This is a genomic window from Tolypothrix bouteillei VB521301 (assembly GCF_000760695.4).
Taxonomy (GTDB): domain Bacteria; phylum Cyanobacteriota; class Cyanobacteriia; order Cyanobacteriales; family Nostocaceae; genus Scytonema; species Scytonema bouteillei_A.
On the sequence record NZ_JHEG04000001.1, the window covers coordinates 558142 to 583794 of the forward strand.

Genomic DNA, 25653 nt, shown 5'->3' on the forward strand with positions numbered 1-25653 from the left:
TAAGTAACCAAAAAATGCAGACCTTTATCATCCTTTGGTTTGGACAACTGGTATCCCTCCTTGGCTCTGGCTTAACTGGCTTTGCCTTAAGTTTATGGGTCTACAAAAATACCAACTCAGTTACTCAGTTTGCGCTGATTTCTGTGCTAACTATGCTACCAAACATCATCATCTCCCCGCTTGCGGGTGCGCTTGGCGATCGGTGGAACAGGCGCTGGCTAATGATTTTAGGCAATTGCGGAGCTGGGTTGAGCATCCTTTCGATGACACTGCTACTTTTCATTGGACATCTTGAACTTTGGCATATCTACGTCGCTACAACTGCTAGTTCCGCTTTCAACGCCTTGCAGTGGCCTGCTTATGATGCGACGATCGCACAGATTGTACCACCGCAGCATTTAGTTCGTGCCAATGGAATGTTCCAACTAGGGTTAGCTATTGCACAGCTAATTTCGCCAGTGCTAGGAGGCTTTCTGCTAGTAACCATTCAGATTCAAGGTGTCCTCATACTTGACGGAATTAGCTTTGTTTTCTGCCTTGTGATGCTCTTGCTCGTTCGGTTACCCAAACCTGGAACTACAACAAAAGCCGAAGTGTCGAAAAACTTTGTGTGGAAAGATAGCTTGGTAGGGTGGAATTATATCACAACTCGCCCTGGGTTGTTTTGGTTATTAATTCTTAACTGTATCTACCATTTTGTTGAGGGAATTGCTGTTGTGCTATCGACACCGCTGTTCCTTTCCTTTACCTCGACCACCGTACTTGGCACGATGCTGTCCATCGGTGGCAGCGGCATGATACTTGGCACAGCATTCATCAGCACTTGGGGTGGAGGGAAGCGTCGCATCTATAACGTACTCGGGTTTATGCTATTAGGTGGGTTATGCATGCTGCTAGCTGGGTTACGTCGTGATGTTGTGTTGTGTACTGTTGCCATTTTCGTTCACTTTTTCAGTCTGCCGATCGTTGTCAGTTCCAGGCAAGCCATTTTTCAGAGCAAAATTGCGTCTGATGTGCGGGCAAGAGTCTTTGCTGTCAACCGAATGCTGATTAATTTATCCCTGCTGCTTGCTTACCTAGTTGCTGGACCACTAGCTGACCGTGTGTTTGAGCCACTGCTTACCGTTAATGGACCATTAGCTGGAAGTGTTGGAAAGATAATTGGTGTCGGACCGGGACGTGGCATTGGCTTGCTATTCATCATCATGGGAATGCTCTTGATAGCAGCAATTGTTACTAGCTATCTTTCTCCACGCTTGCGACGGGTAGAATCGGATATCCCAAATGTTATCTCCTACTAAATAACTGCCTGTGCATGCAAGTCAATAGCGTACACAGTGCTGAAACAAGCAAACTAACTGTCAATTTTTTTGGAGTGATTATGAATTGGAATGACCTTGAAGACAAAACTATCTACAAAGTTGTTGTCAATCACGAACAACAGTACTCAATTTGGCCGAGCGAGCGGGAAAATGCTTTGGGTTGGAAAGATGTTGGTAAAAGCGGGACAAAGGCAGAATGCCTAGATTACATCAAGGAAGTATGGACTGATATGAGACCACTTAGCTTGCGTCAGCAAATGGAAAAATTAGCACAATCAAGCTAAGTACTACATTTGATAAATTCGTATCGCAATAAAAACCTGTAGTTGCGCTTTAGCGCTAAAGCGCAACTGCGAACTTGTGCAATTTTGTACTAAATATTAAATTTAACTTAAGATAAACGTTAAATGAAAAAGAATAACGTTAAAGATATTTATCAACTATCCCCAACGCAGCAGGGGATGCTGTTCCACACCCTTTACGCTCCTTCTTCTGGGGTGTATTGTCAGCAATTCAGTTGTACTTTTACAGGCTCTCTAGATGTGGAGGCTTTTAACGCAGCATGGCAGCAAGTCGTAGCACGGCATGTCGTCTTGCGAACTGCTTTCATTTGGGAACGCGAAGATGTGCCGCTACAGGTGGTGTACCGACAGGTGAAACTACCACTAGAGATCCATTCTTGGCTGGCACTATCTCCGGATGAACAGCAACAGCAGCTACAAGACTTTCTAGCGTCGGATTGCCAGCACGGCTTTCAACTGACCAAAGCACCACTGATGCGCCTGAGCCTGATTCAAATGTCAGAGGATGTCTACCACTTTGTATGGAGTTATCACCATATACTTCTAGATGGGTGGTCGCTGCCTTTGGTACTTAAAGAAGTGCTGGGCTATTACCAAGCGTTGTCTTTGGGGCAAGAGTTACAACTGCCACCAAGTCGTTCCTACCGCGAGTACATTGCTTGGTTACAGAAGCAGAAATTGGAAGTTGCCGAACAATTCTGGCGACAAACACTTCACGGGGTGAGTACACCAACACCCCTGGGAGTCGATAAACCTCACCACAGCAAGTCTTTGGAACAAAGCTACAGCGAGCATTGTCTTACGCTATCAACTCCAGCAACTTTTGCTCTAGTGTCGTTTGCACGACAGCATCAACTGACGTTGAACACCTTAGTGCAAGCAGCTTGGGCTTTACTGCTATCACGATACAGTGGCGAAAGCGACGTGGTTTTCGGCGTGACTGTCTCAGGTCGTACAACTGCCATCAAAGGTGTGGAGTCCATAGTTGGGCTATTTATCAATACCCTGCCAATGCGGGTGGGAGTGTCTCCTGAGGACACAGTTCTACCAAAGCTCAAGCAGATACAGAAGCTACAGGTGGAAATGAGTACTTACGAGTACACGCCACTGGTAGAGATTCAACAGATGAGTGATATGCCCAGAGGGCTGCCGTTGTTTGAAAGCATCGTGGTGTTTGAGAATTATCCGGTAGATGCGGCTTTACAAGAGCATTCACAGAATTTGCACGTTAGTGATGTTCGTGCTTTTGAGAGGAACAACTATCCACTCACTCTCATAGCCCAGCCCGGAGTGCAATTGTCGTTGCGGTTCATCTACGATTCTCAGCGTTTTGATAGTGCAACTGTCACACGGATGATGGGGCATTTCCTTTCTCTGCTACAGGGTTTAGTCGCCAATCCCAACCAAAAGCTGTCGTGCATACCACTGTTAAGTGCCGCCGAACAAAATCAAATACTGAGCGAATGGAACAAAACTCAAGCAAATTATCCCCAAGATTTGTGTCTGCATACTTTGTTTGAGCAACAAGTCCAGAAGACACCCAATGCGGTGGCAGTAGTGTTTGAAGACCAACGCCTCACCTACTGTGAGTTGAACACAAGAGCTAATCAATTGGCGCACTACCTAGTCTCATTGGGAGTGGGACCGGAAGTGTTGGTCGGTGTGTGTCTAGAGCGATCGGTGTCCATGGTTGTAGGATTGCTGGGCATTCTCAAAGCAGGTGGAGCATATGTGCCTTTAGACTCAGAGTATCCGCCAGAACGTTTGACATATATGCTCGAAGACAGCCACGTTAAGGTGCTGTTGACCCAGGAAAAATTCGTAGCCTCACTGGCACACCAGCAGGCACACTTGGTATGTTTGGATACAGACTGGCAAGCGCTCGCTCACTTTAGCACAGAAAATACACGCTCAGGAGTGTTACCCCATCACCTCGCTTATACGATTTACACTTCGGGATCTACAGGTAAGCCAAAAGGAGCGATGAACACTCATCAAGGAGTTTGCAATCGCCTGCTATGGATGCAGCAAGCTTATCAAATTGCACAGGGCGATCGCGTCTTACAGAAAACCCCCTTCAGCTTTGATGTGTCGGTGTGGGAATTCTTTTGGCCATTAATGACTGGAGCAAGTTTGGTGGTGGCGCAACCAGGAGGACACCGCGACAGTGCTTATCTGGTAAAGCTCATTGCCCAACACCAAATTACCACACTGCATTTCGTCCCCTCAATGCTACGGGTATTCTTAGAAGAACAGAATCTGGAAAGTTGCACGAGCTTGCGGCAAGTATTTTGTAGTGGCGAAGCACTACCAAAAGAACTGCAAGACAGCTTTTTTGCACGGCTCGGATGCAGTTTGCACAATCTCTATGGACCAACAGAAGCAGCAATAGACGTGACATATTGGCAATGCCAACAAGACAGCGAACTATTGAGTGTGCCGATTGGTCGCCCGATCGCCAATACACAAATTTACATCCTCGATCGCTACAATCAACCAGTACCAGTGGGTGTGGCTGGCGAGTTGCACATCTCTGGTGTGGGTTTAGCACGAGGATACCTCAACCGTCCGGAGTTAACGGCAGAAAAATTTGTTCCCAACCCGTTTGTGGGCAAAGGCGAACGCCTTTATAAAACTGGAGATTTAGTCCGCTACAAAGCTGATGGCAACATCGAATACATCGGACGCATCGACCATCAGGTGAAGATCCGTGGCTTCCGCATTGAGTTGGGCGAAATTGAGGCGGTACTGAGCCAACACCCAAACGTGCAACAAACTGTAGTCATCGCCACACAAGAGATGGTGGGCGCTCAACGTTTGGTCGCATACTTAGTAGCAAATGAACAATCCGCACCCACGATCGGCGAGTTGCGTGCTTTCCTCAAACAAAAGTTGCCAGAATATATGCTTCCAAGTGCTTTCATGGTACTTGATGCCCTACCACTCACACCCAATGGTAAACTCGACCGGAAAGCACTACCCAAACCATCTTGGCAACCCGAACTCGACCGCAGTTTTGTCGCCCCGCGAACACCGACTGAAGAAAGACTGGCAAACATTTGGGCATCGGTGTTGGGCATTGAGTTGGTGGGCATCCATGACAACTTCTTTGAACTCGGTGGCGATTCGATTCTCAGTCTGCAAATCATTGCCAAAGCCAACAGTGTCGGCATACAACTGAGTGCCAAGCAGATGTTTGAGTATCAAACGATTGCTGAGTTGGCAACAGTCGTAGGAACAACTGAGGCAATTACGGCGCAACAAGGTGTGGTGAGCGGCACATTGCCACTGACACCGATTCAGCAGTGGTTTTTCCTTGAGAATTTCAGCGCCCCAGCACACTGGAACCAAGCAGTACTGCTGGAAATGCCACAGGGTATACAGCCACATCTTTTAGAGCAAGTGGTGCGGGAGTTGTTAGTGCATCATGATGCTTTGCGCTTGCGTTTTGAGAAAACCGATTCTGGTTGGCAACAAATCAATGCCCCTGTGGATGATAAGGTGCCATTGGCGATCGTAGATTTATCTACAGTTCCACAAGCTCAACAACAAGTTGCCATTGAAGCAAAAGCGGCTCAACTCCAAGGGAGTTTAAATTTGTCAAGCGGACTACTGGTGCGAGTAGCATGGTTCAATCTCGGTGGTGAGTTAAACTCAAGACTGTTGGTAGTCATCCATCACTTGGCAGTGGATGGGGTGTCATGGCGGATTTTGTTAGAAGATTTGCAAGTTGCCTACTCGCAACTGAGTGCGGGTAGGGCGATACAACTACCAGCCAAAACCACATCATTCAAAGATTGGGCGCAACTGCAGTGGGAGTACGTACAATCGCTCGATTTGCAACGCCAGTGCGATTTTTGGCTCTTACAATCACTTGAGCCAGTGGCAAACATCCCACTCGACTATCCTTCTGGTGCAAACACCGAGGCATCCGCACGCACAGTGTCGATGTCGTTGTCAGTTGAAGAAACCCGTGCATTACTGCAAGAGGTACCAAAAGCGTACAACACCCAAATCAACGACGTATTGCTCACAGCCTTAGTGCAGGTGTTATCTGATTGGACACAATCAACTCACGTGCTGTTCAACTTGGAAGGACACGGACGCGAAGAGATATTGGATCGGGTGAATATCTCGCGCACGGTGGGATGGTTTACCACTATCTTTCCCGTTGTGCTACAATATGCTACAAATACTCCAGGAGAAGCGTTAAAGTCAATTAAAGAGCAACTGCGTCGCATTCCGCAACAAGGGATAAGCTATGGCTGGTTGCGCTATCTACTTGATGACAAAGAAACCATCGCCCAACTCACTCATTCTCGACCAGCCCAGATCGTCTTCAACCATTTAGGTCAATTTGACTTGGTGCTACAAACATCAGCACTGTTCAAACTTGCCAACGAATCGAGCGGTCCTAGCCGCAGCCCCCTCAACCACCGCAGCCATCTACTTGAGGTTAATAGCATTATCTTCGGCTCTCAGTTGCGCCTGGATTGGACTTACAGTGAGAACTTACATCACTCCAGCACCATTGAGCGTCTAGCTCACGAGTTTTTGCAAGCGTTGCGCGGGCTAATTGCTCACTGCTTGGCTCCTGAGGCTGGTGGTTATACTCCAAGCGATTTTCCCCTCGCACGACTCAACGATGTTGAACTCGAGCAAATGTTGAGCAACGTTGTGCCAAGGCAAGGGATTGGCAAAACCAATTGGCAAAATCTTGCCGATATTTATCCATTATCCTCAGTGCAGCAGGGGATGCTGTTCCACACCCTTTATGCTTCACAATCAGGGGTGTATTGTCAGCAATTCAGTTGTACTTTTACAGGCGCTCTAAATGTGGAGGCTTTTAACGCAGCATGGCAGCAAGTCGTAGCGCGGCATGTCGTCTTGCGGACTGCTTTCATTTGGGAACGCCAAGATGTGCCGCTACAGGTAGTGTATCGGCAGGTGAAACTACCACTAGAGATTCATTCTTGGCTCGGTTTATCTCCACACGAGCAGCAGCAACAACTGGCGAGTTTTATAGAACAAGACCAACACAGGGGCTTCCAACTGACCAAAGCACCACTGATGCGCCTGAGCCTGATTCAAATGTCAGAGGATGTCTACCAATTTGTGTGGAGTTATCACCATATACTTTTAGATGGGTGGTCACTACCGTTGGTATTCACCGAAGTGCTGGGCTATTACCAAGCATTGTCTGTGGGGAAAGAGTTACTCCTGCCACCAAGTCGTTCCTACCGCGAGTACATTGCCTGGTTACAAAAGCAGAAGTTGGAAACTGCCGAACAATTTTGGCAGCAAACACTCCAGGGTGTGACAGCGCCAACGCCACTCGTAGTCGATAGAGCACACCATACATCCAAGAAACAAAGCTACAGCGAGCACTTTGTTGAGCTATCAACTCAAGCAACTTCTGCTCTAGTGTCGTTTGCACGACAGCATCAACTGACGTTGAACACTTTAGTACAAGCAGCTTGGGCTTTACTGCTGTCACGATACAGTGGCGAAAGCGACGTGGTTTTCGGCGTGACTGTCTCAGGTCGTACAACTGCCATCAAAGGTGTGGAATCGATAGTTGGACTGTTTATCAATACCCTGCCGATGCGGGTGGTAATGTCTCCTGAGGACACAGTTCTACCAAAGCTCAAGCAGATACAGAAGCTACAGGTGGAAATGAGTACTTACGAGTACACGCCACTGGTAGAGATTCAACGGCTGAGTGATGTGCCGCCAGGGCTGCCGTTGTTTGAAAGCATCGTGGTGTTTGAGAATTATCCGGTAGATGCGGCTTTACAGGAGCATTCGCAGAATTTGCACATTAGTGATGTTCGTACCTTTGAGAGGACTAACTATCCATTGACGGTCATAGCCCAGCCCGGAGTGCAATTGTCGTTGCGGTTCATCTACGATTCTCAACGTTTTGAAAGTGCAACTGTCACACGGATGATGGGGCATTTCCTTTCTCTGCTACAGGGTCTCGTCGCCAATCCCCACCAAAAGCTATCGCACCTGCAAATGTTAAGTGCCGCCGAACAAAATCAAATACTGAGCGAATGGAACAATACGCAGGCGGATTATCCAAAACATTTGTGTATTCATGAATTGTTTGAGCAACAAGTCCAGAAGACACCCAATGCGGTGGCAGTGGTGTTTGAAGACCAACGCCTCACCTACAGCGAACTGAACGCAAAAGCTAATCAATTGGCGCACCACCTACAGAGATTAGGTGTGGAACCAGAAGTGTTAGTCGGTCTGTGTGTAGAACGCTCGTTGTCCATGGTCGTGGGACTTCTGGGTATTCTTAAGGCGGGTGGAGCTTACGTGCCTTTAGACCCCGCCTACCCGCGCGATCGCTTAGCATTTATGCTAGAAGAGGCCAGTGTGCCAGTGCTGCTAACCCAAGAGCGGTTGATGGCAACATTGCCAGAACTTAAAGCTCAGGTAGTATGCTTGGATGCCGACTGGCAAGAGATTGCTCGAGAAAGCGAAGGCAATTCTCAAAGCAAGGTTACACCCGAACACTTGGCTTATGTGATTTACACAAGCGGCTCCACTGGCAAACCAAAAGGAGTTCAAATTCTGCATGGTGCTTTGGTTAACTTCTTAAATAGCATGCACCTGACTCTAGGGCTGAGCCAGAGAGATATCCTTTTATCAGTCACCACATTATCTTTTGATATTGCCGGACTGGAATTGTACTTACCGCTGATTGTGGGCGCAAGTATAGTCGTAGTCAGCCGCGAAGTTGCTACTGATGGAACCGAGTTGTTAAAGCGTTTGTCATCCTCCGGTGCTACAGTTATGCAAGCTACTCCAGCAACTTGGCGGCTACTTCTAGCATCAGGATGGCACGACAGTAGGCAATTGAAAATTCTCTGTGGCGGTGAAGCACTCAAGCGCGAACTCGCCGAGCAGTTGCTAGAACGATGCACTGAACTGTGGAATCTATACGGTCCTACAGAAACCACCATTTGGTCAGCTGCTCACAAGCTGGAAACTCTCAACAGTGCTTCTTCAGCTGACAGCATCATCTCTATCGGTCGCCCAATTGCCAACACGCAATTTTACGTTTTAGACAAACACTTACAGCCAGTTCCTGTGGGAGTTCCTGGAGAACTACACATCGGTGGTGTATCCTTAGCTCGTGGTTATCTCAATCGACCACAACTTACATCTGAAAAGTTCATTGAAAACCCTTTTATTAATAAGGCTGGGGAACGCTTGTATAAAACTGGGGACTTGGTTCGCTTCAAAAGAGATGGCAATTTGGAATACCTGGGACGAATTGACGAACAAGTGAAAATACGGGGCTTTCGGATCGAGTTGGGGGAAATTGAAGCTTTACTTAACCAACACCCGAATGTGCGAGAAACTGCGGTCATCGCCAAAGAAGACATCGGGGACGACAAACGTTTAGTAGCTTATATTACCCCACATCAAGATCTCGTACCCACAATGAGTGACCTGCGCTCCTTCCTCAAACAAAAGCTACCGGAATATATGCTTCCGAGTGCTTTCGTGGTGCTCGATGCCCTACCACTCACACCCAATGGTAAACTCGACCGCAAGGCACTACCAAACCCTGAGTCGGCACAACCGGAACTAAAAACAACTTTTGTCGCTCCCCGCACACCAACTGAGGAAGTACTCGCTGAAATCTGGACTCAAGTGCTTCGGCTCGAGCAAGTTGGTGTTGATGACAATTTCTTTGACCTTGGTGGTCATTCCCTAACAGCAACTCAATTGGTCTTCCGCGTCCGAAATACGTTCAAACTAGAATTGCCCTTACACGCCCTGCTTGAAACACCTACAGTTGCAGCAATGGCTGAAGTGGTTGATAATGTTCGTAACTGCAAACCGACTGCTACTGCCACAACATCTGTCAGAGATCTCAATGCAGAAGCCGTTTTGGATCAGACAATCCGCCCGGAAGGCATAGCTTTTGAGCAGAGCGCACAGCCAGCACGCATCTTTCTAACTGGGGCAACAGGTTTTCTGGGAGCTTTTCTACTGAGTGAACTCCTACAGCAGACTGATGCTGACATTTATTGCTTGGTACGCTCCTCTAATGTGGAACAAGGCTTAAAGAAGATCCAAGCAAATCTTCAATCCTACTTACTCTGGAATGAATGTTTTAGTTCCAGAATTATCTCAGTTACCGGCGATTTATCGCAACCACTTTTTGGTTTAGACGAGCGACAGTTTCAAACATTAGCAAGTACGATAGATGTCATTTATCATAATGGGGCATTAGTTAATTTCATCGACCCGTACCCGAAACTGAAGGCAGCTAATGTTCTTGGAACTCAGGAAGTCCTGAGATTGGCAAGCCAAATTAAACTCAAATCCCTACATTATATTTCTACCTTTTCCGTTTTCCCCTGGGAGGAAGGCTTGTCTAAAGAGCATATCTTCCGAGAAAATGACTCTTTAGATCGTGGTAATCTTGCAGGTGGCTACGAGCAGAGTAAATGGGTGGCGGAAAAGTTAGTCACAATTGCACGCTCTAGAGGACTTCCTGTGAGTATTTATCGACCAGGAAGAGTATCAGGACACAGCCAAACCGGAACCTCTAATACAAATGACCTCCTCTTTAGAATGCTCAAAGGTTGTATTCAACTTGGGAGTTTTCCGGATTTCAACATGGTGATGGACCTGACTCCTGTGGACTATGTAAGCAAATGTATCGTTTATTTATCAAGGCAAAAAAAATTTCTGGGGGAAAATTTTCATGTGGTTAATCCCCATCCAGCCCTTTGGAGCAACGTTATGACTTGGCTGTGGTCTTTTGGTTACTCGCTTGAGGTCATTTCCTACGATCGATGGCGAGCACGTCTGCTTGAGGTTGCAGAGCATTCCTCAGACAATGCATTATACCCATTAATACCTTTTTTTGCAGAGTCAGCACCCAATGATTTAGTAACGTTCGACTGTCAGAATACGCTGAGTGGGCTTGCGGGAACCTCTATCAACTGTCCATCAGTCAGTGCAGAATTGCTGAGCACTTACTTGTCATACTACATTCGTAGTGGTTACCTAGAGGCTCCGCAGCAGAAAGCTAATATTAAATTTAACTTGAGATAAATAAATGAAAAAGAATAACGTTCAAGATATTTATCAATTATCTCCAGTGCAGCAGGGAATGCTGTTCCACACCCTTTATGCTCCTTCTTCAGGCATATATTGCCAGCAGTTTAGCTGTACTTTTACAGGACATTTGGACGTTGAGGCTTTCAGTGCTGCATGGCAGCAAGTTATAGCACGCCATGTTGTCTTGCGGACAGCTTTCATTTGGGAAGGTCAAAACCTGCCGCTACAGGTAGTGTATCGGCAGGTGAAATTACCAATAGAAATCCATTCTTGGACTGGGCTAACGAGCGAACAGCAGCAGCAACAACTGGCGGCTTTCTTAGAACAAGACCAGCAGCGTGGTTTCCAAGTGTCCAAGGCTCCACTGATGCGCCTGACACTCATTCAAATGTCAAGTGATGTCTACCAATTTGTCTGGAGTTATCACCATATACTTCTAGATGGGTGGTCACTACCGTTAGTGTTTAAGGAAGTGCTGGGCTTTTATGAAGCATTGTCTGTGGGGCAAGAGTTACAACTGCCACCGAGTCGTTCCTACCGCGAGTACATCGTCTGGTTACAGAATCAGAAGTTGGAAACTAGCGAACAATTTTGGCGGCAAACACTTCAAGGTGTGACTTCCCCAACGCCACTCGTAGTTGATAAGGCACACTACAGTAAGTCCTTGCAACAAAATTACAGCGAAGAGATTTTTTTACTACCAAGAGCAGCAACTTCCGCGCTAGTGTCGTTTGCACGACAGCATCAAGTGACGTTAAACACCTTAGTGCAAGCAGCTTGGGCTTTATTGCTCTCACGATACAGTGGCGAAACTGACGTGGTGTTTGGAGTGACTGTCTCAGGTCGTACAACTGCCATCAAAGGTGTGGAGTCCATAGTTGGGCTATTTATCAATACCCTGCCAATGCGGGTGGGAGTGTCTCCTGAAGACACAGTTTTACCAAAGCTCAAGCAGATACAGAAGCTACAGGTAGAAATGAGTACTTACGAGTACACTTCACTGGTAGAGATTCAACGAATGAGTGATATGCCCAGAGGGTTACCGTTGTTTGAAAGCATTGTGGTGTTTGAGAATTATCCGGTAGATGCGGCTTTACAGGAGCACTCACAGAATTTGCAGATCGGTGATGTTCGTTCCTTCGAGAAGAACAACTACCCACTTACAGTCATCGCTCAACCTGGAGAGGAATTGTCATTGCGCTTCATCTACAATTCTCAACGCTTTGAAAGTGCGAGTATCACACGGATGATAGGGCATTTCCAAACCCTGCTACAGGGTCTAGTCGCCAATCCACAGCAAAAGCTGTCGCACATCTCGCTGTTAAATGCTGCTGAACAACACCAGCTACTGGTGGAATGGAACAATACGCTTTTTGATTTTCCTCAAGAAAAGTGTATCCATTCCTTGTTTGAGCAACAGGTGCAGAAGACACCATCAGATGTGGCACTGGTATTTGAAGACCAATGTCTCACATACAGCGAATTGAACGCAAAAGCTAATCAATTGGCGCACTATTTACAGACGTTGGGAGTGGGACCGGAAGTGTTGGTAGGTTTGTGTGTCGAGCGCTCAGTCTCCATGGTTGTAGGATTGCTGGGCATTCTCAAAGCAGGTGGAGCATATGTGCCTTTAGACCCAGAGTATCCGCCAGAACGTTTGGCATATATGCTCGAAGATAGCTGCGTCAAGGTACTGTTAACCCAGGAAAAATTCGTAGCCTCACTGGCACACCAGCAGGCACATTTGGTATGTTTGGATACAGACTGGCAAGCGCTCGCTCACTTTAGCACAGAAAATACACGCTCAGGAGTGTTACCCCATCACCTCGCTTATACGATTTACACTTCAGGATCTACTGGTAAGCCAAAAGGAGCGATGAACACTCATCAAGGAGTTTGCAATCGCCTGCTATGGATGCAGCAAGCTTATCAAATTACACAGCGCGATCGCGTCTTACAGAAAACCCCCTTCAGCTTTGATGTCTCGGTGTGGGAATTCTTTTGGCCATTAATGACTGGAGCACGTTTGGTGGTGGTGCAACCAGGAGGACATCGCGATAGTGCAAATCTTGTGAAGCTCATTGCCCAACACCAAATTACCACACTGCATTTCGTCCCCTCAATGCTACGGGTATTCTTAGAAGAACAGAATCTGGAAAGTTGCACGAGCTTGCGGCAAGTATTTTGTAGTGGCGAAGCACTACCAAAAGAACTGCAAGACAGCTTTTTTGCACGGCTCGGATGCAGTTTGCACAATCTCTATGGACCAACAGAAGCAGCAATAGACGTGACATATTGGCAATGCCAAAAAGACAGCGAACTATTGAGTGTGCCGATTGGTCGCTCAATTGCCAATACACAGATTTACATCCTCGATCGCTACAATCAACCAGTACCTACTGGAGTACCGGGAGAACTGCACATTGGTGGTGTGGGTTTAGCTCGAGGATACCTCAACCGCCCGGAAACGACAGCTGAAAAATTCATCCCCAACCCCTTTAGTGCAGAACCAGGTTCTCGCCTTTACAAAACTGGTGACTTAGTCCGGTACTTAAGCGATGGCAATATAGAGTATCTCGGTCGCATTGACTTCCAAGTAAAAATACGTGGTTTCCGCATTGAGCTAGGAGAAATCGAAGCAGTACTCACTCAACACCCTGATGTCAACTGTTGCGTCACTATCGTTCGCGAGGATGCTCCAGGAGACAAACGCTTAGTCGCATATGTCGTAGCCAATACACGCACAGCAGTCACAATCAGCGAGTTGCGCTCCTTCCTCAAAGAGAAACTGCCAGATTACATGGTACCAACAGTATTTGTGATGTTAGATGCCCTGCCTCTTACCCCTAGTGGTAAAATAGATCGTCGGGCGCTACCAAAACCCAGTACAGCACGTCATGAACTAGAAACAGCTCTCGTCGCACCCCGCACAGAGACTGAAGAAATACTAACCCAAATCTGGCGTGAGGTTCTACGCCTCAAGCAAGTTGGAATCTACGATAACTTTTTTGAACTGGGCGGAGATTCCATTCTTAGCATTCAAATTATTTTTAAAGCTAAAAAAGCAGGATTGCAACTAACTGCTAAGCAGATATTTGAACACCAGACAATTGCTGAGTTGGCAGCAGCAGCAAACGTTACTCAAACGGCGAAGGCAGAACAAGGGCCGGTCAGTGGTTTGATACCTCTGACACCTATCCAACATTGGTTTTTTGAGCAAAATCTACCAGAACCTCATCACTTCAACCAGTCATTTCTACTAGAAGTACCGCAAACATTCGACCCCGCTCTGCTGTCACAAGTGGTGCAACAATTATTGGTACATCATGATGCGCTGCGCTTACGTTTTGTACACTCCGGCTCCGGTTGGGAACAAATTAATGCTAACCCTGATGATACCATTCCTTTTTCCCATGTAAATCTATCAACAATACCAGACGCAGAGCAAAAAGCTGCTATTGAAGCCACTGCTGCTTCCCTACAAACTAGCTTGAACCTCTCTTCTGGACCAATAATGCGAGTAGCGCTTTTTACTTTGGGTACTAACAAACTCAGCCGATTACTAATAGTCATCCACCACCTAGCAGTAGACGGCGTTTCTTGGCGGATTTTGTTAGAAGATTTGCTTTCCGCTTACCAGCAGATCGGTCGCGGTGAAGCGATTAAGTTTCCCTCCAAGACGACGTCTTTTAAACACTGGGCTACGCAACTCACTTCTTACGCACGCTCAGACACCGCACAGAAAGAACTGACTTATTGGCAAGGCATTTCACACACACGCATAAGCCGATTACCAGTGGACTATGCGTTCGGTGCTAACACTGTAGCATCTGCCAGCACAGTATTTGTGTCGCTCTCACCTGAAGAAACCCGCGTTCTGTTGCAAGAAGTTCCTAAAGCTTATAAAACTCAGATCAATGATATCCTTCTGACTGCTCTCGTGCAGGTTTTATGTAAGTGGACTGGCAATAACTCTGTGTTGCTTGACCTCGAAGGTCATGGGCGGGAAAATATTCTTGAAGATGTAGACTTGTCGCGCACAGTTGGTTGGTTTACGACAATCTTCCCCGTGCTTTTAATATTAAAAGCAACAGACAATTTAGGAGACAGCTTAAAGTCTATCAAAGAACAACTTCGTGCCGTACCCAAACGAGGTATCGGCTACGGTTTGCTGCGTTATTTAAGTGGGGATGCGGAAATTACCTCCACATTGCAAGCAACACCACAAGCTGAGATAAGTTTCAACTACCTAGGGCAATTAGATTGGGGAATGGAAGAAAATTCTTTATTCAAACTAGCCCCGGAATCAGTCGGTTCACAACAAAGCCACCAAGGAAGTCGCAGTCATTTGCTAGCTATTAACGGACTCGTAGTAGAAAGTCAGTTACAACTAGATTGGACATACAGCGAAAACTTTCACAAACGTGCTACGATTGACGGCTTAGCTCAAGAATTTGCTAAAGCATTGCGATCGCTGATTGCTCATTGTTTATCTACCGATGCAGGAGGCGACACACCCGATCTATCTGAACGGATCGTTCATAGCTTTGGTCAACAAGTAAATAATTACCAGCATCAAGAAAATGACGCTTCTGTACCCCTACACTTATTAGAACTTCCAGAGGGAATCTCTGAGTTACTTCCCTCAGATATAGAATCAGCATATCCTCTTGCAAAAATGCAGGAGTTTATGTTGCATCACTACGCAAATAACCATCAAAAGATGGGGGTTTACCATTACCAGCAATCATACGATGTATATGATGAAAATCTTTCTTTAGTTGCCTTTAAGAGGTCACTAGAAATATGCGTGCAAAAGCATCCGGCTTTGAGAACGGTATTTATCAATAAGAACGGAAAACCTGCAGTTCAAGTAGTCAAAAAACATCTGAAATTTGCCATCAATGAGCATGACATTAGTAAGATGAATGCAGACGAACAAGAATATTATGTTGATGATGTCGTGAAGAAAGATAGGCAAAACTTATTCGACGTAGAAAATTTTAATGAACCCCTTTTTAGATTCAATATTTTTCAAAAATCAAAGAATCAATTTGAATTTTTTATGTCAATTCATCATGCAATTATAGATGGTTGGAGCAATATTGAATTTCTCAATCAACTGTATAATTCTTATTTAGCTCTCAAGAAAGGAAAAGAAATAACAGTAAGCTCTTCAGCTAATGTGCATCAGGAATTTGTGGCATTAGAGAAAGAGATGATTCGCTCATCAGACGCATTAAATTTCTGGAAGTTCCACTTACGAAACCATACATATAAACCATTAAAGCCGTTAACCACTTTAGTAGTTCAAGTAGAAGCTGTTGCGGAAGAATACAATTTAAACTCAGAAATTACTGCTGACTTACTTGAATTCAGTCGGAAATTGAAAGTTTCACCGAAAGCAATTTTCCTAAGTACCTACCTTGACCTCATTGGTACTGTGATGAAAGAAAATATGGTTTCTGTAGGGATTATCTCAAATGGTAGAACAGAAAGATTATCCGATCCGTTTGGAGCTTTGGGCTTGTTCTGGAATATTGTTCCGCTCTGCCAGCAAGTTATAGAAGATAAAGAGGTACAAATTAAAAATGTGCAGCAATCTCTAATTGATATCGAACCCTATGTTAGATACCCACTTCTCCAAATTTTATCAGACCAACAAAAACAGGAGTTATTTTTTGCTACATTTAATTTCATGTCTTTCCATAATGTCAAAGATATTTTCGAGCAGACCGACTTGAAAGTGAATGCACGAATGTCTCATGACAAGTTTAACTTTCCTTTAAATTTTGCTATTTCAATGAACTCATCTTCAGAAAATGTAAGCATACGTGTGGAATATGACCAGATGTATTTTAACTGCAAAGATATTCGTTCAATGCTTCAGAGTTATGTGGAAATCTTATACGCAGTTCCCAGACTTTAGACATTGAGTCTGTACCCTTGTAAAATCATGTAATATGGTTGAAAAAGCATTATACTATCTAGTTTTCAACCACGACTCAAATTTGAAAATCTGCAAAGTTTAGTGTCAATTTTTTGGAGGAATTATGAGTTGGAATGACCTTGAAGACAAAACTATCTACAAAGTTGTCGTCAATCACGAACAACAGTACTCAATTTGGCCGAGTGAGCGGGAAAATGCTCTTGGTTGGACAGATGTTGGTAAAAGCGGAACAAAGGCAGAATGCCTGGATTACATCAAGGAAGTATGGACTGATATGAGACCACTTAGCTTGCGTCAGCAAATGGAAAACTCAGCACAATCAAACTAAATATTAAATCTAAACAACAAAGCAGCAAAATCTTAGTAAATGCGATCGCAATTTTTCACATATGAATTTACTAGAAATGGAAAAACATTCTTTTAATCTTATAGATCGATCGCTCCACGAGTATTTACAAAATACTACAAACATAGTGGAATCTGTTTTATTAGAACATATTTCTGTTGAAGATTGTGCTGTGCTAATTCGGGAAACAGAAATATCTCGCCCTGAATTAGTTGCCTATATCGTCTCACAGCAGCCTCTAGAATCAGAACAATTACAATTCCACCTGCAAGAAGTCATACCATTGCCTTTACTGCCCAAAGCTTACGTACAAGTATCTAACCTACCGTTGACTCCTACAGGAGAAGTAGATAAACAGGCTTTGATAAGTCTGCCAGTGTTAGATTTTCAATTAGCTGGACAAATAGAAAAGCAACTCCAGTCAAAGCCAGAAATTGAGCAGTTAGCAGTAATCTTGCAAGAAGACTCCCTAAGGCTTCCCCGATTGCACATAACAGATTTACTTCCAGAAAGACAAAGATTAAATACTCCTGTTATTAAACAATTAATTTCCTCTGATACTGAGTTAAAAACACAATTACAAAGCTCGCAAACCAAGCAATTGGCTATTAGCTATGGCACTTCTTTACCAAAAGAATCTTATATACCCTCGACTTTGCCAGAGATTTTGCAAACAGCAGCTCGACAGGCAAAAGGAGAACGGATAATTTATTTATTGCCTGATGGAACAGAACTGCGTCAATCCTACACCGATTTACTGGTACAAGCACAGCGAATTCTTGGTGGTTTGAGAAAGCTAGGGCTGAAACCACAAGATAAAGTCATTTTACAATTAGAACTTAATTACGATATACTCGCCGCGTTCTGGGGTTGCCTTTTGGGAGGCTTTATTCCCCTAATTACTGAAGTTCCTCCAACCTATAAAGAATCGAACAAGGGAGTAGATAAGCTAGTTCATATATGGAACTTCTTAGATAGCCCAATCATTTTAACTACACAAGCACAACAACAAGAAATCGAGTTTTTAGCTCAATGGCTACCAGCAGAAAAGTTAAAATTTGCTTTTATTGAAGCTTTAAAAAATAACTTTCCTGACAAATCGTGTTACTCGAGTCAGTCAAATGACGTAGCGTTTTTTAATCTAACATCTGGCTCAACAGGCATCCCAAAATGCATTCAATTGACCCACCGCAATCTCATCGCTAACGCTATAGGAGAAAATCTACTCAATCAACACGATCGCGAAGATGCAATCTTGAATTGGTTGCCATTGGACCATATTGGCGGTATTTCCATGTGTCATATTCGTGGAGTGGTGTTAGGTTGCACTCTGGTTTACGCGCAAAAAGAGTATGTATTAGGTAATATCCTCAATTGGTTAGACTTAATTGATAAATATCGCATTACCCATAGCTGGGCACCTAACTTTGCATATGCCTTAATCAACGAAGCCTTGAAGCGAGAATCATCACAGAATTGGGACTTGTCTTGCGTGAAATTCTTAGTCACGGGTGGGGAAGCAGTTGCTCCTAAAACAGTAGAGACTTTTCTAGAGAATACGCTCGCTTATGGACTGAAAAAAACAGCAATCCGAGCGGCATTTGGTATGGCAGAGATGGCTTCGGCGATTACTTTTTACCAGCCAACTGAAAGAGCACCAATAAAATTTCACAGGTTAGACAAATCCTGCTTGCAGGGAACCATCAGACGAGTTGAAACCGAGCATCCCAATAGTGTTGCCTTTACAGACTTAGGAGCAGTCATTCCCGGAGTAACCATTCGGATTGTAGACAGTGAGAACAATCTTGTACCAGAAGATACTATTGGTCGTTTCCAAGTAAAAGGTGATGCTGTTTCACCGGGATACTACAAAAACCCACAGGCTAATTCTGAAGCTTTTTTAGCAGACGGTTGGTTCGATACTGGAGATAATGGTTTTATTGCTAATGGGCATTTAGTACTCACTGGTCGTGCTAAGGAAACCATTATTATTAATGGAGCCAACTACTACAGCCATGAAATCGAAGCGATAGTTGAAGAAATTGAACAAGTAGAAGCATCGTACACTGCTGCCTGTGCGGTTAAAGATGCCGATAGTGTCACAGAGAAATTAGCCATCTTTTTCCATTCGCCGCTTGTAGAAGACGAAGCACTGCAAAAACTACTTCAGAAAATTCAGCAGACCGTTGTTAACAAAGTAGGATTGAATCCAGATTATTTGATTCTAGTGGCTAAGGAAGATATTCCCAAAACCGCTATCGGTAAAATCCAGCGCCGCCAATTGAGTCAACGTTTTCAAGCCGGGGAGTTTGACACAATTCTCAAACGACTCGACATCCTAATGGGCGATCGCAATACCTTACCTGACTGGTTTTACCACAAAATTTGGCGATCGCAAAAAGCTATCTGGCAAGACTGGCAACCCATAAGCGGACACACGGTGGTATTTCTCGACTCTTCGGGATTAGGGTCAATATTGTGTCAACACTTACAGTCGGTTAATCGCTCATGTATTCGCGTTCAAATAGGGCAAGAGTTTAGCTCACTTGGCGATAACAGCTATTGCATCAACCCGCAAAATCCCGACCACTATCAACAACTGTTTAGATCCATCCTCTATGACGGTCAACCTGTTAGTGAGATTATACATTTGTGGACTTATGACTCATTGACAGCAGATACCCCCTCTTTAGACGCACTCCAACCAGCTCAAGAACGAGGCATTTACAGTCTCTTGTACTTAATCCAAGCATTAGCCAAGGTTCAAGGTTCTCAGCAGTCGGTGCGCTTACTATGCGTTGGGAGCCAAACCCAAGCTACTTCATCCACAGATAAAATTGCTCCTGCCAAGTCATTGATATTAGGCTTGCTCAAAACTATTCCCCAGGAAATGCCGACTTTACGCGTCCGCCATGTGGATCTTCTGCTAGAGGAAGAAGAGAACAATGCAGCTTATATTCTCCAAGAACTCCAAACAAACTCAAAAGCTTTGGAGGTTGCTTATCGTCAGAGACAGCGTTTGGTTCCTCGCTTACAAAAAGTAGATTGGAAACAACAACTCAAGGGAGAATTACCTTTTAAGCAAGGAGGTATTTATCTGCTGAGTGGTGGACTTGGCGGTGTAGGAGCGGAGATTGCTAAGTATCTGCTGCAAAATTACCAAGCAAAGCTGTTATTGCTGGGGAGAAGTCCTTTATCTGAAAAAATCGAGGTCTATCGAGAATTAGAGCAATTACCAGGAGAAATTAGCTATCAACAAGTAGATATTTGCCAGTACGAGCAAGTACAACAGGCACTCACACAAGCTTTATCTCAATGGCAAGGAGAATTAGCTGGAATCATTCACCTAGCAGTAGTATATGGGCAGAATTTGCTTTTAGAAGAAACTCGCGACAACTTAGAGGCGGTGCTGCGTCCGAAGGTACAAGGAACCTGGGTATTGCATCAACTCTTGCAAGATTATCCCAATAGCTTGTTTATTAGCTTCTCTTCTTTAGCCGATTTATTTGGCGGTGCTAATATCGGTGCATATATTGCTGCTAACTCCTTTCTAGAACGCTTTACGCACTATCAACGCCATCAACAGGGACGGCAGAGTTATTGCTTCGTTTGGGGTAACTGGGATAACTTAGGCATCAGCCAAGATAATCCTGCACAATCTTGGCTTCATCGGCGAGGGTCTTGCAGTATTTCCACCACCCAAGGTCTCTATTCTTTGCTGACAGGTTTGTACCATGACCAAGAACATTTATTAATAGGTTTGGATGGCAGCAAACCGTATATCCAGAAGTATTTGGAAATAGAAGCTAGTGGGTTGCAGAAATTAACTGCTTATTTCACCACGAAGGGCATTGGTGCTACTGTTTCAGACTTAATTGTAAAAATACAGAACTATGGGATTGTGGATTACTTTGGCACGCCAGTCACTTGTGACTTCGTACAGCTTGCACAAATGCCCTTGACAGTGACAGGGGAAATCGACCGGGAGCAGTTACAGCTTCTTAGTGCTGGTAGAGACACCCAAACACGGATTATGCCTCGCAATGAGTTAGAGCGGCAAATATCACTTGTTTGGCAGGAAGTTTTAGGAATTGGACAAATTGACATTCACAGCAACTTTTTTGAACTGGGTGGGAGTTCTATCAAGGCAATTATTTTGGTTAATAAATTAGAAAAGCAACTGGGACGAAACTTTCATTTCACACTGATGATTGAAGCTCCAACTATTGCTCAATTTTCATCGTACATTCAGAACAATTATTTAGAACTGAATTCTAGAGCGCAAGGTTCTAATGTGAGTACAACAAACAGCAAAACAACGGTGCTATCTGGAAAAAATAACGTCACACCAATTGCGGAAACACTAATTACTGTTACAACCGATATAGAGGAGGGAGAAATTTGAAAACAGTTAATCGATTGTTAACTGACCTAGAAAAGTTGGAAATTCAACTTTGGCTAGATGAAGAAGTTCGTCTGCGCTACAGCGCCCCCAAGGGAGCTTTATCTTCACAGTTACGCGACGAATTGCGAGAACGTAAAGCGGAAATTATCGAATACCTGCATTACAAACATCGGGTAGCAAAGTTCCCACCTATTGAGTCTATCTTGGTCAAGATCCAGCCTATCGGAAGTAAACCGCCTTTGTTTTGCATTCACCCAGCTGGTGGTAATGTCTTCTGCTATTTAGAATTATCCCGTCATCTGGGTTTGGACCAGCCTTTGTATGGCTTGCGACCACCTAATTTATACGGGGAAGAAGAACCTTTAAACTCTATCGAGGATATGGCTACAGCTTATATCAAAGCGATGCAATCCGTTCAGCCCCAGGGACCTTATCACCTTGCAGGTTCTTCTTTTGGTGGACTTGTAATTTATGAGATAGCACAGCAATTGCAAGCTAGCGGTCAAGAAGTTTCTTTTCTAGGAATGCTAGATATGGCTTTACTCACATCTACAGATCTAAAAAACCAAATAGAAAGAGTGGGGAATGAATACTATCTAGTGTTAACCGCTTTTGCTGATAGTACAGCAGGTGCTTTAGGTGAGTATGTGCAGCAAATAACAGTTGATGAATTGCGAACTTTTTCTGAGTTAGACGCGCAATTAAACTATATTTTGCAGAAATTAATCGAGCTTAAACTTTTACCTACTGAATTTACATTTGAGCAGTTTCGCCATCTTTTTGATGTGTTTGAAGGCAATGTTATAGCTGGAATGCGCTACACAATCAAAACATACCCTGGTAAAGTTGTTTTCTTCCATGCAACAGAAGACATAATCGACTTATTTCACGAACATCAAGACCCAACAAGAGGTTGGTCAAAATTCGCACTGGGTGGGGTAGATGTTCATGAGATAGAAGGGAACCATTACTCTATGCTTCGCAGTCAGGTTTTAGCCGAAAAAATCAAGCCTTATCTGATAAAATCTTAGCCTCAGCGTCAATTATCCGTCTTTTGTGCCTCTTTGGGAAAAGCGGGACAAAGGCAGAATGCCTGGTTTACATAAAATGAAGTATGGACTGATATGAGACTGCTCAGTCTCCGGCTGAAGATGGAAGAAGCTGCTTGCAATTAGCTGTAGCAAAGAGATAAGGGATGAGGGAAACAGCGATAAGCAAAGCTTAAACGCCTTAAGGCGTATCGCACCTTCCCCTCTCCCATCTTATCTACCCCAATCGCGTTCCAAATCATGAATCACTTTTTCGAGATACCAGTCCTCGGGCATTCCAGGATAGTCATATCTTGCTTGGTCAATCAGTCGTTCGGCGATTTCCCAATGTCCCCCAACGAGTCTTAACAAGCGCTGGCGCAGCAAGTTGTTCGTTGTTTTTTTAGATTCGGAAGTAGATGAATGAATTTTTTTTAAACTATCTATGACTTGTTGGTAATTTACCCAATCTTCTTTTTCACACAACATACTAGCCGCACGCTGGTAATCTTCAATAGCGCGATGCATCTCTTCTATGCAAGTATAGGCAATACCGCGATTGTAATAAGCTGTTGCATCATTGGGATTAATTTCTAGTGCTTGAGTGTAATCTTTAATTGCACCCAGGTGGTTACCCATTTCCCGGAAAACATTCCCTCTAGCAACATAAAGTAATGCGTCTTGCGGCTGTATTTGAAGTGCTTGATTAAAATCTGCGATCGCTCCAGTATGGTCTCCCATATGAAATCGTGCTTTTCCTCGGTTGCGGTAAACAATTGCGTCTTGAAAATTCAATTGCAATGCTCGGTTAAAGTCGGAGATAGCATCTTGGTAGTTACCTTGTTTGCACCGGACGACTCCCCGACAACAATAAGCATATGCATCTTGCGGGTCAGCTTGCAACACCCAGTTTAAGTCTTCCATTGCATCTCGGGTGTTACCTTTCTCTGCTTTATCGAGTAATTGGATAAAATAAGAGCTTTCAGATTTTAAAGGCGCGATCGTGGGAGTCGGAGATTTTACAGTGGTAGGTTTTTCTTTTGGCTGTAACTGTCTGATTTTTGCAAGGCATTGACGGCAGTTTTCTGTATCTTTTTGGTTTAGGTACAGTTCTGCTGCCTTTTTAAAGCTAGCGATCGCATCAGGAATATAACCTTGTTTGCGGAGTACTGTTCCCCGCAAATTATGTGCAGCGGCGTAGTTAATATTATGGCGAATAGCTTGCTCTACATCTGCAAGCGCTCCTGGTAAATTTTTCAATGACACTCGTGCTAGTGCTCGGCTATAGTAAGCTTCAACACTTTGAGCCAGATCGATGGCTGTGGTGAAGTCAGAAACAGCCTTGTGTATTTCTCCGAGATCGTAGTACGCCAAGCCTCTTCGATAATATGCTTCAGCAAAATAAGGTGCTAGCTGCAAAGCATGGGTAAATTCCTCAATAGCTCCAGCGTAATCTTTTTGCTTGGCTTTCTCTATTCCTTTATTATAAGATTCGTTATTCATAGTATTTATTGAGAGGAGCAAGTATCGAGAGTAAAGGTTAAGTAGGAGAGATCCTTTATACTTTATACTTCAGCCTTTAATTCACTCATTTCCAATTTTCGTTGAAATAGAATAAATTTGCCACTATGGACTACCTCTATCGCTATCCACCTTTGTACCCCGGTATTCTGCTGAAACGCTACAAGAGGTTTTTTGCTGACGTTGAACTTGCTTCTGGAGAAGTTGTCACAGCCCACTGTCCAAATACCGGACCCATGACGGGTGTTTGTACTCCTGGTAGTTTAGTGCAACTTTCCTACAGCGATCGTCCCAATCGTAAATTGTCCTATACTTGGGAAATGATTCAGGTACATGACAGCGAGCCCACCTGGGTTGGTATAAATACTATATTGCCTAATAAAATAACCAAGTTGGCTTTAGAAAAATATCTTTTTTTAGAATTGGGCAAGTATACTCATCTTCTAACCGAAGTCGCATATGGTCAAGATAAAAAAAGCCGTGTAGATTTTCTCTTATATGAATCCCAAGAGAACAAAAACACCGTTCCCTCTAGTGGCTCTTTAGCAAGAAAGCGGGAATTACTACTCGAGCAAAGCATTCCTAGAATTTATCTTGAAGTTAAAAATACAACTTTGGCACAGGGTAGAATAGCTCTGTTTCCCGATACAGAAACAACACGGGGACAAAAACATCTCCGAGAATTGATGGCACTTCTGCCTCAACATCGTGCAGTGATGCTTTACTTTATTAACAGAGGTGATTGTACAGCATTTGCCCCTGGTGATGCTACAGATCCAATATATGGGAAATTGTTAAGAGATGCTATCAACGTTGGGTTAGAAATTTTACCTTGTAGATTTGAAACGACTCCTGAAGGAGTACGTTATTTAGGTTTTGCAGAATGCAAATTTTAAAATTCAGGTTACGAAAATTCAAGAAATATAACAATCAAAATACTGTCAATCACACATAGTCCCCAAGTTAAATTATTATGTACTGGAAATAGTGTATGAGATGCTAGATGTAGAATTAAACACAGAAAAAATTGCAGCGATCGATATTGTTAACTAAACCGTATTGGATTAACAAGTGAGATGAATTGAAGAATTGTCTAGAGCTAATAAGGCATTTGCTCTCAAAGACCAAAAACAAAGCCCCAGTCCTGACATAGAGGAACGGGGCTTTGCTGGATTTATGAACCTGGCACCGAGCTATTTTAGCAGGCGGCAACCCGCCAACTATCGTCGCCGCATCAATGTTTCACAACTGAGTTCGGGATGGAATCAGAGTGGGACCACTGAGCCATAGGCACCAGGAATGAATGATGAATGATGAATTATGAATGATGAACTTCATCAAAAGGAAGGCTCATCGTGGAATTCAAAACCCTGAAGACTGCACAGAAAAGCGAAACAAGTGTGAATTGTGAATTGAAGAAGATTGTCATCATTCATCATTCAGAATTCATCATTGAGATGAGGTCAAGACCTCGGTCTGTTAGGACAACTTGGCTAAGTACATTACTGCACGTACACCGACTGCCTATGAACAGGTGTTCTACCTGTGACCTTACCTACTTGTAGTAGTCAGAGCACTCATCTTGAGGTGGGCTTCCCACTTAGATGCTTTCAGCGGTTATCCGCTCCGCACTTGGCTACCCAGCGTCTACCACGGGCGTGATAACTGGTACACCAGCGGTGCGTT

General features: G+C 44.3%; 9 protein-coding genes and 2 rRNA genes (1 of these 11 only partly in view). 8 read left to right on the forward strand and 3 right to left on the reverse strand.

Annotated features, from left to right (window positions below; translation table 11 throughout):
- Window positions 1-14: 14 nt before the first annotated feature.
- From HC643_RS02105 to HC643_RS02135, 7 genes are all read left to right on the forward strand, one after another.
- A complete protein-coding gene (locus HC643_RS02105; RefSeq protein WP_050045146.1) occupies window positions 15-1301 on the forward strand; it encodes an MFS transporter in 1287 nt (428 codons plus the stop codon).
- An 80-nt stretch (window positions 1302-1381) separates the two neighbouring features.
- Complete coding sequence (locus HC643_RS02110; RefSeq protein ID WP_038092767.1) at window positions 1382-1606, forward strand: MbtH family protein; 225 nt, start codon at window positions 1382-1384, stop codon at window positions 1604-1606.
- A 123-nt stretch (window positions 1607-1729) separates the two neighbouring features.
- Window positions 1730-10711 carry a non-ribosomal peptide synthetase gene (locus tag HC643_RS02115; RefSeq protein WP_167844607.1) on the forward strand — a complete coding sequence of 2994 codons (8982 nt, stop codon included), beginning with the start codon at window positions 1730-1732 and terminating at the stop codon, window positions 10709-10711.
- Window positions 10712-10715: 4 nt separating this feature from the next.
- The gene (locus HC643_RS02120) at window positions 10716-16646 is read left to right on the forward strand and encodes a non-ribosomal peptide synthetase (RefSeq protein ID WP_167844608.1); all 5931 of its coding nucleotides are present in this window, start codon (window positions 10716-10718) and stop codon (window positions 16644-16646) included.
- A gap of 124 nt (window positions 16647-16770) precedes the next feature.
- On the forward strand, window positions 16771-16995 hold the full coding sequence (locus tag HC643_RS02125; protein ID WP_038092750.1) for an MbtH family protein: 225 nt from the start codon (window positions 16771-16773) through the stop codon (window positions 16993-16995).
- A gap of 61 nt (window positions 16996-17056) precedes the next feature.
- A complete protein-coding gene (locus tag HC643_RS02130) occupies window positions 17057-21418 on the forward strand; it encodes an SDR family NAD(P)-dependent oxidoreductase (RefSeq protein WP_050045148.1) in 4362 nt (1453 codons plus the stop codon).
- Window positions 21415-22449: a thioesterase domain-containing protein gene (locus HC643_RS02135; protein WP_038092747.1), complete on the forward strand. Its 1035-nt coding sequence runs from the start codon at window positions 21415-21417 to the stop codon at window positions 22447-22449. The genes HC643_RS02130 and HC643_RS02135 overlap by 4 nt, the downstream gene beginning before the upstream one ends.
- Before the next feature lie 231 nt (window positions 22450-22680).
- Here the strand turns inward: HC643_RS02135 and HC643_RS02145 are convergent, their stop codons facing one another.
- Window positions 22681-23949, reverse strand: coding sequence for a tetratricopeptide repeat protein (locus HC643_RS02145; protein ID WP_050045149.1), 1269 nt, complete (start codon window positions 23947-23949; stop codon window positions 22681-22683).
- A gap of 125 nt (window positions 23950-24074) precedes the next feature.
- On the opposite strand from HC643_RS02145, the gene sfsA reads away from it, so the two are divergent.
- Entirely contained in the window at window positions 24075-24863 is a 789-nt protein-coding gene (sfsA, locus tag HC643_RS02150; RefSeq protein ID WP_038092745.1) for a DNA/RNA nuclease SfsA, read from the forward strand.
- Between the two features lie 284 nt (window positions 24864-25147).
- Here sfsA and rrf read toward each other — a convergent pair.
- Together rrf and HC643_RS02160 are read right to left on the reverse strand one after the other, a co-directional pair.
- A 5S ribosomal RNA gene (gene rrf / locus HC643_RS02155) occupies window positions 25148-25265 on the reverse strand.
- 161 nt (window positions 25266-25426) lie between these two features.
- Window positions 25427-25653 (reverse strand): 23S ribosomal RNA (locus HC643_RS02160) (it continues 2724 nt past the right edge of the window).